The organism is Pseudomonas sp. SK, from assembly GCF_012975065.1.
GTDB classification, from domain to species: domain Bacteria; phylum Pseudomonadota; class Gammaproteobacteria; order Pseudomonadales; family Pseudomonadaceae; genus Aquipseudomonas; species Aquipseudomonas anuradhapurensis.
The window spans coordinates 3127910-3140689 of the sequence record NZ_CP051857.1 but is presented as its reverse complement, the minus strand read 5'-3'; the positions used below and the strand labels follow the sequence as shown (position 1 = coordinate 3140689).

Annotated in this window: 15 protein-coding genes and 1 riboswitch; of the genes, 9 read left to right on the top strand and 6 right to left on the bottom strand. The window is 64.3% G+C overall.

What is annotated here, in order from left to right; all coding sequences use genetic code 11:
• Position 1 precedes the first annotated feature (1 nt).
• Complete coding sequence (locus tag HG549_RS14450) at positions 2–1009, bottom strand: GlxA family transcriptional regulator (RefSeq protein ID WP_170030186.1); 1008 nt, start codon at positions 1007–1009, stop codon at positions 2–4.
• Between the two features lie 160 nt (positions 1010–1169).
• Between HG549_RS14450 and HG549_RS14445 the strand changes: the two genes are divergently transcribed.
• Positions 1170–1640, top strand: coding sequence for an FAD/FMN-containing dehydrogenase (locus HG549_RS14445; RefSeq protein ID WP_170030185.1), 471 nt, complete (start codon positions 1170–1172; stop codon positions 1638–1640).
• Between the two features lie 101 nt (positions 1641–1741).
• Positions 1742–1954, top strand: coding sequence for a PLDc N-terminal domain-containing protein (locus tag HG549_RS14440; protein WP_170030184.1), 213 nt, complete (start codon positions 1742–1744; stop codon positions 1952–1954).
• Between the two features lie 43 nt (positions 1955–1997).
• Here the strand turns inward: HG549_RS14440 and HG549_RS14435 are convergent, their stop codons facing one another.
• A complete protein-coding gene (locus HG549_RS14435; RefSeq protein ID WP_170030183.1) occupies positions 1998–2318 on the bottom strand; it encodes a hypothetical protein in 321 nt (106 codons plus the stop codon).
• A 190-nt stretch (positions 2319–2508) separates the two neighbouring features.
• Here HG549_RS14435 and HG549_RS14430 point away from each other — a divergent pair, with 190 nt between their 5' ends.
• Complete coding sequence (locus tag HG549_RS14430) at positions 2509–2919, top strand: RidA family protein (protein WP_170030182.1); 411 nt, start codon at positions 2509–2511, stop codon at positions 2917–2919.
• Positions 2920–3027: 108 nt separating this feature from the next.
• Positions 3028–3900: a DMT family transporter gene (locus HG549_RS14425; RefSeq protein ID WP_170030181.1), complete on the top strand. Its 873-nt coding sequence runs from the start codon at positions 3028–3030 to the stop codon at positions 3898–3900.
• Here the strand turns inward: HG549_RS14425 and HG549_RS14420 are convergent.
• Positions 3897–4616 (bottom strand): TorF family putative porin, encoded by a 720-nt coding sequence (locus tag HG549_RS14420; RefSeq protein WP_170030180.1) that lies wholly within the window; start codon positions 4614–4616, stop codon positions 3897–3899. The genes HG549_RS14425 and HG549_RS14420 overlap by 4 nt on opposite strands.
• A gap of 81 nt (positions 4617–4697) precedes the next feature.
• A complete protein-coding gene (locus HG549_RS14415; RefSeq protein ID WP_170030179.1) occupies positions 4698–4949 on the bottom strand; it encodes a hypothetical protein in 252 nt (83 codons plus the stop codon).
• A gap of 129 nt (positions 4950–5078) precedes the next feature.
• Between HG549_RS14415 and HG549_RS14410 the strand changes: the two genes are divergently transcribed.
• From HG549_RS14410 to HG549_RS14400, 3 genes are all read left to right on the top strand, one after another.
• Positions 5079–5738 (top strand): hypothetical protein, encoded by a 660-nt coding sequence (locus tag HG549_RS14410; RefSeq protein WP_170030178.1) that lies wholly within the window; start codon positions 5079–5081, stop codon positions 5736–5738.
• Between the two features lie 171 nt (positions 5739–5909).
• Positions 5910–7373 (top strand): DUF3300 domain-containing protein, encoded by a 1464-nt coding sequence (locus tag HG549_RS14405; RefSeq protein WP_170030177.1) that lies wholly within the window; start codon positions 5910–5912, stop codon positions 7371–7373.
• Complete coding sequence (locus HG549_RS14400; protein ID WP_170030176.1) at positions 7370–8263, top strand: DUF2950 domain-containing protein; 894 nt, start codon at positions 7370–7372, stop codon at positions 8261–8263. Before HG549_RS14405 ends, HG549_RS14400 begins: the two co-directional genes overlap by 4 nt.
• 250 nt (positions 8264–8513) lie before the next feature.
• Here the strand turns inward: HG549_RS14400 and HG549_RS14395 are convergent, their stop codons facing one another.
• A complete protein-coding gene (locus HG549_RS14395; RefSeq protein ID WP_170030175.1) occupies positions 8514–9368 on the bottom strand; it encodes a LysR family transcriptional regulator in 855 nt (284 codons plus the stop codon).
• A gap of 93 nt (positions 9369–9461) precedes the next feature.
• Here HG549_RS14395 and HG549_RS14390 point away from each other — a divergent pair, with 93 nt between their 5' ends.
• Positions 9462–9917, top strand: coding sequence for a multidrug/biocide efflux PACE transporter (locus HG549_RS14390; protein ID WP_170030174.1), 456 nt, complete (start codon positions 9462–9464; stop codon positions 9915–9917).
• 80 nt (positions 9918–9997) lie between these two features.
• Here HG549_RS14390 and HG549_RS14385 read toward each other — a convergent pair whose 3' ends face one another.
• Positions 9998–11017 carry a branched-chain amino acid aminotransferase gene (locus HG549_RS14385; protein WP_170030173.1) on the bottom strand — a complete coding sequence of 340 codons (1020 nt, stop codon included), beginning with the start codon at positions 11015–11017 and terminating at the stop codon, positions 9998–10000.
• 380 nt (positions 11018–11397) lie between these two features.
• Positions 11398–11611, top strand: a riboswitch (cobalamin riboswitch).
• 99 nt (positions 11612–11710) lie between these two features.
• On the opposite strand from HG549_RS14385, the gene cobW reads away from it, so the two are divergent.
• Positions 11711–12778, top strand: coding sequence for a cobalamin biosynthesis protein CobW (gene cobW / locus HG549_RS14380; protein WP_170030172.1), 1068 nt, complete (start codon positions 11711–11713; stop codon positions 12776–12778).
• Positions 12779–12780: the final 2 nt, after the last annotated feature.

The window sequence follows — 12780 nt, the reverse complement described above, 5'->3', positions numbered from 1 at the left end:
GTCATTCGCCCAGTCGCTGCTCACGCGATGGTGGGTAGCCGAAGTACGCCGCATAGCACTTGCTGAAGTGTGATACCGAGACGAAACCGCAGGCCACTGCCACCTCCATCACCGACAGGTCGGAGTACTGCAGCAGGCGGCGGCTCTTGGTGATGCGCAACTCCATGTAGTAGCGCCGCGGCGAGGTACCCAGCTGGGCCTGGAACAGGCGGTCGATCTGCCGGCGCGAGCGCCCACTGTAGGCGGCCAGCTGGTCGAGGCTGAGGGTTTCCTCGAGGTTGTTCTCCATCAGCTCGACGATGGTGCGCAAGTGCAGGCTCATGGATTTCTTCGCCCCTGGGCCAACCTGGCGGTAGCGCGCGCCGGAGAACGACAGGATCTCTTCCACGCCCTCGGCCAGGCCGTCGCCATACAGCCGGCGCACCAGGCCCAGCATCAGCTCCATGGCGCCATTGGGGCTGGCGGCACTGAGACGGTCTCGGTCGAGGGTGAAGCTGGCCGGGGTGATGCGGGTTTGCGGGCTGCGTTCACACAGGCTGGCGCGCTGTTCGGGGTGGATGCTGCACCCGTAATCGTCCAGCACCCCGGCGCGGCCAAGGAACCAGGCACCATTCCACAGGCCGCCCAAGGCCATGCCGTGAGCTGCGCAGTCACCCAGCAGGCGGTCCAGCTCGGGGTATTTCAGCGGCGTGCGCAAGCCGCCGCAGATAATCAGCAGGTCCAGTTCCTTCAGCGCCTCGGCAGACATTTCGCTGGCCACCAGCTCCAGCCCCAGGTCGCTGAGCACACGGTCGCCGTCCAGTGACAGCGGGGTGAAGCGGAAGCTGTCGGCACGCAGCAGGTTGGCCGTGACCAGCACGTCCATGGCCACGGTGAAGCTGGCCATCGAGAAGTGTTCGAGCAATACGAAATCGACCCGGTAAGGGGCCTGGGCACTGGCGCTGTTGGACTTCAGCCGCAGCATGTTGCTGGTACTGGTCTTCTTGCTGAACTGGCGTGGCGTGGGCACTCTGGACTCCGCTCCCGGGCTGGCCAGGAGAGTGTGGCGGGTGGCCGTGGGAAAGACAATCACGTGGGTGGCGCTGGCATATTCGAGGTCGTGTTCAGGCAAGCTGTCTGGCTTGGTCGGTTACCGTTATGCTGATACTCCCGTCACTGAGGATGCCTTGATGAAGTACGCCGCTGCCGTGTTGCTTTGCCTGATGCCACTGCTGGCCAATGCCCTGGAACCGGGTGAAAAGCTCGCACCGTGGACGTTGCTCGACCAGTACGACCAGGCCTACAGCCTCGATGCCGGCACGCATATCCTGCTGGTGGCGCGCGACATGGACGGTGCCAAGCTGGTCAAGGCGGCGCTGGCCGAACAGCCCAAGGGCTACCTGGAAGCGCGTGATGCAGTATTCGTCGCCGATATCCAGCGCATGCCGGTGCTGATCAGCAAGCTGTTCGCCATTCCCGCCATGCGTGACTACCACTACCGCGTGCTGCTTGACCGCGATGGGCGGGTAGCCAGCCGTTATCCTGGGCAGGACGGCCAGGTGCAGTGGCTGCAGCTGGAACAGGGCAAGTTGGTGAGCCAGCAGGCGTTTGCCGATGCGCCAGCGTTGAAGGCGGCGCTGGAGAATGCACCACGGCACTGAAGCCGGCCTGCGCAGCCTTGAAGGCGTAAGCCAGACAAATCAATCTGAACCCCGGGCGTCCTCCGCAACCCAAAGCAGTACATGCCATTGGGAGGATGCTCATGGAAATCGGAACGATCTGGTTCATCGTCGCCATTCTGGTGATCATGCTGGAAATCTGGGCCATCTGGCACATCATCGGCAGTGACCGGCGCGCCGAACGCAAGATGCTGTGGATTGTCTTCGTGGTCTACGCGCCATTCCCCGGCCTGCTGTTCTGGGCCTGGCGTGGGCCGCGGGCGGTGAAGGGCAGGGCGGTGCTGGAGGAAAAATAAGCTGGTCGGCATCAGGCGCGGGGGCGCCTGATGCCATGCGGTACTACAGGATATCGAGGCGAATGGCCGGGCCCAGGCCACTCACCATCAGGCTGCCGTAGAACTTGACGCTCGACAGTACATGCAAGCGCTTCAGTTCGGCGTGGATCCGCTCACGGACCACGCGCTCCGCTTCCCTGACCCGATCATCCGCGGTTGTGCTGGCCAGTTGCACAAGGCCCAGCAGTGTGGTCTCGATATGCTCCACGGTGTCCAGGCCAAGGTTTTCACGCAGGTGGTGGCGCGCCTGGGCTGCATCCGGCTCATCCCGCTCAGGGTCTCGCGGCTTGATGGTATAGGCCAGTTGAAAGTCGTGTTTGCTCATGGTTTTTCCTTGTTGCGTGCAGGCCTCCGTGCCGGGGCATGCAATCTAGCGCCTAACAGCCACCGCGCATACATACGCGTGGTTCACGGGTGCCTGCGCCCTGTGCGAAACGTCCTACGCACTCCGCTTGACCTCGAGTTAACTCGAGGTCCGATACTGCGCCCTTCTTGTAACCGATCGAGGGCTTACCGTGACCCATCCAACCGCGTTCCAGCTGAGCAATCCCGAAGGCCTGTACGACCCTAGCGACAATGCCTATTCCCACGTCGCCGAGGTCCGTGCCGGCAGCCGTCTGCTGTTTATCGCCGGCCAGGGCGGGGAAGACTGCCACGGGCAGCTGTCGCCGCTGTTCGCCGAGCAGGCACGCCAGGCGCTGGCCAACCTGGAGCTGGCCCTAGGCTCGAAGGGCGCCAACCTGTCCCAGGTGTTCAAACTGACGCTGTTGGTCGTCGACCACTCGCAAACGCGCCTGCGTGAGTGGGTCGCCGAGGCCGACAAGGCCTGGGGCCCGCAGCCGAAACCGACCTGTACGTTGATCCCGGTAGCGCGGCTGGCGCTGGACGGCATGCTGGTGGAGATCGAGGCGGTGGCTGCGCTGTAGCGCCGACGATGCGCTGGTGGCGGCAACGGAACAGGCTGTTGTATATCGGTGCTGGTCAGATCAGCATGGCCGCTATAACAACAATTCCTTCTCAGAGGTGACCACACCATGAGTACCGGCACCACCACGCTCTACCACCGCAAGGCCCGGCCCTGGCTGTGGCCTGCACTGTTCAGCCTGGTGGCCTTTGCTGCCAACTCGGTGTTCTGTCGCCTGGCGCTGAAGGATGGCGCCATCGACCCGGCATCCTTCACGGTGGTGCGCCTGGCCAGTGGCGCACTGTTTTTGCTGGTCCTGATCCGCCTGCGCAAGCCGGTGTTCGCCATGGGCGGCAGCTGGCGGGGTGGCCTGGCCTTGTTCCTCTATGCGTTCCTGTTTTCTGCCGCGTACCTGCAACTGGGAGCCGGTGCCGGTGCGTTGCTGTTGTTCGGTGCAGTGCAGATCACCATGTTCGGTTTCGCCTGGTACTCCGGTGAACGGATTACCGCGCGGATGTTGCTGGGCATGCTGATTGCCTTTGCCGGGCTTTTGCTGCTGCTGTTGCCCGGCAGCGCAGCGCCACCCTTGGCCAGTGCCTTGCTGATGGCGGCGTCCGGCGTGTCCTGGGGGGTGTATTCGCTACTCGGCAAAGGCTCGCCCAGGCCGCTGGCGGACACTGCTGGCAATTTCGCCCGGAGCCTGCCGTGCCTGGTACTGCTGGCGCCGATGCTGTTACTGGGCGCCGAGCTGCAGGTGACCCCATTGGGCGTGTTGTATGCCCTGGGCTCCGGCGTCCTGGCATCAGGTGCCGGCTATGCCGTGTGGTACAGCGTGGTCAGGCAGATCAGTGCACAACAGGCGGCAACTTTGCAGCTAAGCGTACCGGTGATCGCCGCACTGGGTGGGGTTGCCCTGATCGGTGAAACGTTGTCGTTGCGCTTGCTGCTGGCGTGCGTCGTTGTGCTCGGCGGCATAGCCCTGGCCCTGGTGCGAAAACGCTAGAAGAACCTGCGCTGCGCCTTCAGCGTGACCATGCTGTCGCAATAGCTGTTGCTGCCGGAATACGCATCGCAAGCGCCACCACTGAGGTTGGAGTCGCTGTAGATCAGGTCCAGGTCAATGCCAAGCCAGGGCCGGGACAACGCCAGCGACCAATCGGAAAAGCCGTTCACCTGGCTACCATCGCCAAGGGTGAAGGGCTGGCCCAGGCGGTGATGAGCGAGCTTGGCGGTGAGCTCGACGCCGAACAGCGGCAATTGGCCGAAATCGGCGAACAGCGTGCCGGTGCGATGGTCAGGGCTGTCGCGCAGCGCGCCACCGAAACGGCTGCCCAGTACCGACACCCCACCGTACAGGGCATAACTGTCGGGGCCGGCTATGGTTGGCTGGCTATACTGGATCAACCCCACCTCGTAGCCCAGGCTGCTGTCGAAGCGCTGCTTGTAGCCGAGGTAACTGTCCAGGCGCAGGGTGGAATCAGGTGACACGCCCATGCTTGGGGCGTATTGGCCGAGGTACCAGCCACTGCGGTGGTTGAAGTCGAGACCACCGTGGAACGCACCGATCGCCGTGGGCGAGATCAGCCCTTGGGCCATGCTGCGTGAGGGGCTGGTGCCGAGGGTGAAGTCGAATTCGCCCAGTTCGCGTTTGATCTGTTGGGCCAGCAGCACAGGGCAGAACAGCAGTGCCGCACCCAACAACAGAAGGGGCCTGGTCATGGTCTCCATCCTGGAAGGCTTGTGCTTGAGCGCTAAAGCATACCGGTGCGGGAGGACGGTGGGAACCTCTGGCGGGCCTGTTCAGCCGTTGCGCGAACCGTCGCTGTCGGCGGCTTCGGTCACCACAGGCAGGCTGCCGGCACGCTGGATCACCCGCCGTTGCTGCTCGTAATCGTCCAGCGACAGGCCACGCCGTTGCAGCGCCTCGAGTTGCAGCTGGCGGGTCTCTTCGGCGCTGTAGGGGCGCAGTTCGGGGTGGTTGGCACAGCCGCTGGCGCTGGCGATCGCAACAGTGGCAAGGGTGGCGGACAGCAGGCGGGCCAGGGTGTTCATCGGGTAGCTCCAGGAACGGTGTGGTGAAGGTCAAGTCGATGGAGCCAGGGTATTCGGCCAGGCCATTGGGCAGAAATTGCCGTTCTCGATAGTGACTATCGATGGTTACTGCGGAACCGGGAGGGCGTGATGGGGCAAGACGAGCAACCGCGCAAATGGGGAGTGCTGGAGCCGATTGACCGGATTACCGAAGTGATCTTCGGGCTGTTGATGGCCATGACCTTCATCGGCTCGCTGAGCGTCGCCACGGCGGGGCGCGAAGATGCCCGGCTGATGCTGATTGCCGCGTTCGGCTGCAACCTGGCCTGGGGCCTGGCCGATGCCGTCATCTACCTGCTGCGCACCTGGACCGAGCGCACCCGCAGCCGTACGTTGCTGGCCCGCATGCAGGCCGGCGAGGGCAGCCAGGCGCGCAGGCTGATTGCCGCTGCGTTGCCGGCGCGCATCAGCCTGGCGTTGGATGAGGACGGACTCGAAGTGCTGCGCGAGCGTATGCTGCGGGATGCCGCCCGCCCGATACCGGCCCGCCTGGGGCTGGACGATTTCAAGGCCGCCCTGGCCACGTTCCTGCTGGTGGTGCTGGCGACGTTCCCGGTGGTGATCCCGTTCTTGTTGATCGATACCACCGCCACGGCCATCCGCGTATCGCACCTGGTGGCCCTGGCCATGCTGTACCTGGCAGGCTGGCTGCTGGCGCGGTATTCCGGTGGTCGCACCCAGTTGACCGGAGTGGTCCTGGCGGCTGTCGGGGCGGCGTTGATCCTGGCGATCATTGCCCTGGGGGGGTGAGGCGCCTTCTCCAAGGACCTGGATGGGCACTGCATCACCCGCGAAGAGGCCGGTAACGAGCTGCTGCAACTGGCAACTTTGGTGCATGAAAAGTTTGCGCCTGTGCATCTGGCCAAAAGCATGGCCGTTGCTACCCTTAACCCACGCGGTCCGGCCTCATGGAGAGAAGCGATGCGCAAGCCATTGTCAATGGTGTTGTCGGTGCTGCTGTATCTGAGCGCGATGCCTGGCCCGGTGTCGGCAGAAGACGTACCCGCCCCGGACCCGGCACCGCAAGCCGAGACGCTGGTGGCCAAGGACCCGGTGTTCAGCCAGGAACAACTGGACCAGATGCTCGCGCCCATTGCCCTGTACCCCGATGCCTTGCTGGCCCAGGTGCTGATGGCCGCCACCTACCCTGGGCAGGTCAGCGAAGCGGTGAGTTGGTCCAAGGCCAACCCCAAGGCCTCTGGTGATGCGGCCGTCAAGCAGGTGGCGAACCAGCCCTGGGACCCCAGCGTACAAGCGTTGGTGGCCTTCCCCCAGGTTTTGGCCACCTTGGGCCAGGACCCGGTGTGGGTGCAGCGGCTGGGCGATGCCTTCCTCGCGCAGCCCGACGATGTCATGGGCGGCGTGCAGCGCCTGCGTCACCAGGCCCAGGCGGCGGGTAACCTGCAGAGCAACCAGTACCAGAACGTGACCGTGCAGGCCGCCCCGGCACCAGCGCCGGCCGCCAGCAGTGGCACAACCCAGGGGGGCGCGGCCAGCAACCCGCCCACCACCATCGTCATCGAGCCGGCCGACCCGCAAGTGGTGTACGTGCCCAGCTATAACCCGACCACCGCTTATGGCAGCTGGGCGTACCCAGCTTCGCCGCCGCCGTATTACCCGCCGCCGCCCATGTACTACCCCGGTTCCGCGCTGGTTGCCGGCCTGGCCTTTGGTACCGGCGTGGCGATCGTCGCCTCGTTGTGGGGGGACTGCGACTGGGACAACCACGACATCGATATCGACGTCGACCGCTACAACAACATCAATGCCAACAACCGCATCAGCAACACCCAGAACAAATGGCAGCACAACGCCGCCAATCGCGACGGCGTGCCGTACCGCGATGCCCGCAGCCGCCAGCAATATGGTCGCCAGCTCGACGGTGCCAGCCAGCGTACCGCCTTCCGTGGTGATGACGCCCAGCGCGCCCAGGCCCGCGACAAGGCCCGTGCGTCCATGGACCGGGCTGGTATCGAACGGCCGGCCACCAGCAATCGCCAGGCGCGCCAGCAGATGCGCGAGGCGCAAGCAGGCAATACGGTCGGCAACCGCCTGCAAACGCGTGACAACGACACCAGGGCAGCCGAGCGCCGTCAGGACGCCCGCAGCACTCAGGCGCGCCTGCAGAACAACCAGGTGACCCCGCGCAGGCAGGGTGAAGGCCAGGCGCGGCAACTCGCGCAGAACCGGCCCGGCAGCAGTGCCGGTCGGGCCCGCAACAATGCCTTTGATGGCGTGCGAGCGCCGTCGCGCAACAGCATGCAGGCCAGCCGTGGTCGCACCAGCCAGTCGTTCGCCCAGCGGCCAGGCGCGTCGCGTGCCGCCGGGCACACGATCTCGCGGCCCAGTGCGCCTGTACGCCGCGGGGGAGGTGGCCGTCGATGAACCGTCTATCGATAGCGGCGCTGCTAATCGCAGCGGGTCTGCTCTGGCCAACCGTGGCTGCGGCGCAGGAAGCCTTCGCCACGCCAGAAAAGGCCGTGGACGCCTTCGTTGCGGCGCTGGGCGAGGAGAAGCCCGATGAAGCCCGTCTGGCCCAGCTGCTGGGCGATGACTGGCGTATCTACATTCCGCGCGGCGGTGTGCAACGCAGTGACGTGGACACGTTCCTGGAGCAGTATCGCGCGCAGCACAGCATCGACAGGTCGGGGGATGGCAAGGCCATCCTCGCGGTGGGCAGTGAACACTGGACGCTGCCCATCCCGCTTACTCAAGGTAGCCAGGGCTGGCGCTTCGACCTCAAGGCCGGCAGTGCCGAAATCCGCGCTCGGCGTATTGGCCGCAACGAGTTGGGGGCCATGCAATCACTATTGGCCTACCACGACGCGCAGATGGACTACGCCACTCAGGACCGTAACGGTGACGGCGCGCTGGAATATGCGCAGAAGATCTTCAGCGAACCTGGCAAGCATGACGGGTTGTACTGGGATGATGACGGCGACGGGCAAGTCAGCCCACTGGGCCCGCTGTTTGGCCAGGACGTGGTCGGCGACGCGTGGTATGGCTACCACTTCCGCATCCTCGACGCGCAAGGCCCATCCGCCCCCGGCGGTGCCTACAGCTACCTGATCGGCAAGCACATGAGCCGCGGCTTTGCCATGGTCGCCTGGCCGGCGAAGTACGACGACAGCGGGGTGATGAGCTTCATGATCAGCCATGACGGCGAGGTGTTCGAGAAGGACCTCGGGCCGCAAGGTGACCACCTGGCCAGGCAGATGAAGCGCTTCGACCCGGATGACAGCTGGAAGGTGGTGGAAGTGCCGGCGGAGGATTGAGGGGGCGAGTCCCGTGAGGGTTCAGGGCGCGGTTCGCGAGGTCCATGTCGACCGGCCAGTTCACCTTCGGGGCCAAACGCAGAGCGAATTCACACCAAAGCACGTCGTCGTGGTCTCTGGGTTCGCCGGGTGGCGGCAGGGCTGAAGGGCGAGCAACAAGCTTCCTAAAACATCGTAGGAATCTTCGGTTTAGCGCTCTTGTGCGAGCGGGCTGCCCAGCAGCTTCGGCTGGCTGCCGGCCGCGATCCGCCTATTGCCTCAACATCTGCCGCACCAGCCACTGCCCAGCAGGCCCCAGCGCCTGCCTGCCTGACCAGACCACATCCATGGCGACACGCCGTGGGTAACCGGCCACCTGCAGCTCCAGCAACCCGTTGCCAAACCGCGCCACCAGCGCCCTGGGCAGTTCGGCCCAGCCGAATCCGCGCACGGCGAACTCCAGCAGGGTGAGGTAGTCCGGCGCCGACCAGGCCTGGCCGCGGCCTTGATGCGGGCTGGGGGCATAGGTCCTGATGTACAGCTGGCGCGTGCTTTCAAGGTGCTGCATTTGTAACGGAGCCCGGTTCGCCAACGGGTGATCGCTGGCCACGTACACACCGAACTCCGCCTGCTCCGGCAAGCGGGCGACGGCCACGTCTGCGGGGTATCCAGGTTGCGCGGCAAGGATGCCGATCTGCGCCAGGCCCTGCTGGATCAGCTCGATGACATCGGCATCTTCGGACGGGCCGCAGCGCAGTTCGGTATGCGGATAACGCTCGGCAAAGCGGGCCATCAGCGCGCCCTGGAAGGTGACGCTGTAACTGTCCGACATCACCACCGACACCAATGCCTCGACCTTTTCCGCCAGCCGTACCGCCAAGGCATCGAGCTGGGCGCTGGCATCGAGAATCGCCTCGACATGGCTCAACACTTGCCGGCCCGCTTGGTTCAAGGTGGGGTGGCGACCGCTGCGGTCGAACAATGGGCAGCCGATATCGGCCTCGAAATTGGCGATGGCGATGCTGATGGTGGACTGGCTTTTACGCAGCTTGCGCGCTGCCGCGGAGAACGAGCCCAGCGATGCGGCTTCGACAAAGGCGAGCAGAGCTTCGGGTGAGTAGCGCATGGTATTGATAAAACCGATGGTAGCTATGTCGCGAGTATCAGTTTTAACAAAGAAAATGGGAAGCACGACTCAAGCAATATGATGGGCTTTGCCATGAAAAACGTTTCCTTCATTGAACGCCTGGTTCATGCCGTTGGTTATGAAGTGTTCGCCGTGCTGCTGTGTGCGCCGCTGTTGTCCTGGATCATGGGCAAGCCGCTGGCAACGACAGGGATGCTGGCGGTGATGCTGTCGCTGATCGCGATGCTGTGGAACATGGTCTACAACGCGCTTGTCGATCGCCATGTACGGCTTGAGCGGATCCACTGGACGGCCCGCGCACGCTTTGTGCACGGCCTGGGTTTCGAGGCTGGGCTGGTGGTCTGGTGCCTGCCGCTGGCGGCGTGGATGCTGGATATTTCCCTGGTGCAGGCGTTCATGGTGGAGCTGGGCTTCTTCGTGATCATCCTGCCTTACACCGTGCTTTACAACTGGGTGTTCGACAAGGCGCGGCACCTGTTTCTGCAGCGCCGTGCTGAACAAGTCACCCGCTCGACACCAACCCTGTAGCAGCGCGCAAGTTCCATGAATGCAAGTAAAAACGGGGCATGCCATCGCTGGCATGCCCCGTTTCATTCCACCAAGGCGCCTCAGGCGACTTTGACGATCCAGCCTGCCGGTGCTTCGATATCACCGCTCTGGATGCCGGTCAGCTCGTTGTAGAGCTTCTGGGTAACCGGGCCGACCTTTTCCAGGTCATGGAACACGTGCAGCTTGCCGTTGTACTCGATGCCGCCGATCGGGGTAATCACCGCAGCAGTACCGCAGGCGCCGGCTTCGACGAAACGGTCCAGCTTGTTGATTTCGACATCGCCTTCGATCACGGTCAGGCCCAGGCGGGTTTGTGCCAGTTCCATCAGCGACAGGCGGGTGATGCCTGGCAGCACCGAGGCCGATTTCGGCGTGACGAACTCGTTGTTGGCGGTGATGCCGAAGAAGTTGGCCGAACCGACTTCCTCGATCTTGGTGTGGGTCAGCGGGTCGAGGTAGATGGCGTCGGCGAAATTGGCCTTCTTCGCTTCGGCGCCTGGCTGCAGGCTGGCGGCGTAGTTGCCACCGACCTTGGCCGCGCCAGTGCCTTGCGGGGCCGCGCGGTCGTAGCTGGAAATCTGGAAGTTGTGCGGCTTCATGCCGCCCTTGAAGTACGAGCCCACCGGGATGGCGAAGATCGAGAAGATGAACTCGGGGGCGGTGCGCACGCCAATGTTGTCACCGGTGCCGATCACGAATGGGCGCAGGTAGAGGGCGCCTTTGCCATGTGGCGGGACGAACTTCTCGTTGGCCTTGACCACTTGCTTGCACGCCTCGATGAACACATCGGTCGGCACCTGCGGCATCAGCAGGCGGGCGCAGCTGCGTTGCATGCGCGCGGCGTTCTGGTCCGGGCGGAACAGGTTGATCGAACCGTCCTTGCAGCGGTAGGCCTTCAGGCCTTCGAAGCATTGCTGGCCGTAGTGCAGGGCAGTGGAGCCTTCACTGATGTGCAGCACGTTGTCTTCGGTCAGGGTGCCTTTGTCCCACTCGCCATTGCGCCATACGGACAGGTAGCGTTTGTCGGTCTTGATGTAGTCGAAACCCAGCTTGTCCCAATTAATGCTTTCGTTGCTCATGACACCCTCATTGTCTTGCAAGTGCCCAATCACTCGGGCTGCTGTTATATGCGCACCACGCCACCATAATACATCCGCGGCAGATCGGGAACGGCCAGTCACGAAACTCCCTGCTGACGGAGGTCTTTCAGCGCCTGAGGGCCGGGCGCCGCCTGGCGGCGCATCGCGGATGAATCCCCTACGGGGGATTTGCGCGCCGACGCTTTGGCGTATGACCGGATACCACAGCGTACGACCAGGCGCGCGCGCCTGCTGGGCCGAGACAAAGGTAGGAGCGGATTCATCCGCGATGCGCCGCGCGGGCGGCGCCCGGTCTCCCAAGCGCTGAACATATCGAGGCAAGCCCCAGCGGCAATGGTTGACCACCCGCCAACCACTGCGTAGCCTTGCCACTTCGAGGTTCTTCGGCCAGGCCGAAGCTAAGACGGGAACGCGGTACAAGCCGCGGCTGCCCCCGCAACTGTAAGCACCGACAACGGATCGACACAGCCACTGCGCCCGCGCGCGGGAAGGCGTCATCCCGCCAGCCTGCCGCATTGGCGAGCAACTGGAACGGTGCGAGCCAGGAGACCTGCCTCGGCACGTTTTCGACTTTCAACCGGGCGGGGTGATCCGGTGGCGAACAAGCCCGGCCGGCCTGGCCTGCGGCTGTCGTCCTGCATGCCCGCGCCAATCTGCCAAGGGCAATGCGACATGAAAACACTGGCCAAGCTCCCCGTCACCATCGTCACCGGCTTCCTCGGCTCGGGCAAGACCACCTTGCTGCGGCACATGCTCGACAATGCCCAGGGCCGCCGCATCGCGGTAATCGTCAACGAGTTCGGTGAATTGGGCATCGACGGTGAAATCCTCAAGCAGTGCAGCATCGGTTGCACCGAGGAAGAAGCCAGCGGTCGGGTCTACGAGCTGGCCAACGGCTGCCTGTGCTGCACCGTGCAGGAAGAGTTCTTCCCGGTCATGCGCGAACTGGTGGCGCGCCGTGGCGACCTTGACCACATCCTTATCGAAACCAGCGGCCTGGCCCTGCCCAAGCCACTGGTGCAAGCCTTCCAGTGGCCGGAGATCCGCAATGCCTGCACCGTCGATGCGGTGATTACCGTGGTCGACAGCCCGGCCGTGGCCGCCGGCACCTTTGCCGCCTACCCGGAGCAGGTCGATGCCCAGCGCAAGCTTGACCCCAACCTCGACCACGAGTCGCCTCTGCACGAACTGTTCGCCGACCAGCTGGCCAGTGGCGACCTGGTGGTGCTGAACAAGGCCGACCTGATCGACGCTGCTGGCCTGGCCAAGGTCCGTGCCGAAGTGGCCGAAGAGTTGCCGCCGGCAGTCAAGGTGATCGAGGCCAGCAGCGGCAAGTTGCCGCTGGACGTGCTGCTGGGCGTGGGCGCCGAAGCCGAGGCGCACATCGATGGCCGCCGTACCCACCATGACGCGCACCATGACGGCGATGACCATGACGATCATGACCACGACGCCTTCGACTCCATTTCCATCGACCTGCCAGAGGCCGACGAAAGCCTGCTGCTCGATGCCCTGACCCAGTTGGTGGTCGACTTCGGCATCCTGCGTGCCAAAGGTTTCGCCGCCATTCCGGGCAAGCCGATGCGCCTGCTGGTGCAAGGCGTGGGTACCCGTTTCGACAAGCACTTCGACCGCGCCTGGCGGGCCGACGAGCCACGCATCACCCGCCTGGTGCTGATCGGCCAGGACCTCGACGCTGCCCGCCTGGAAGCGCGCCTGCGCCAGGCCCTGGGCGCCTGACC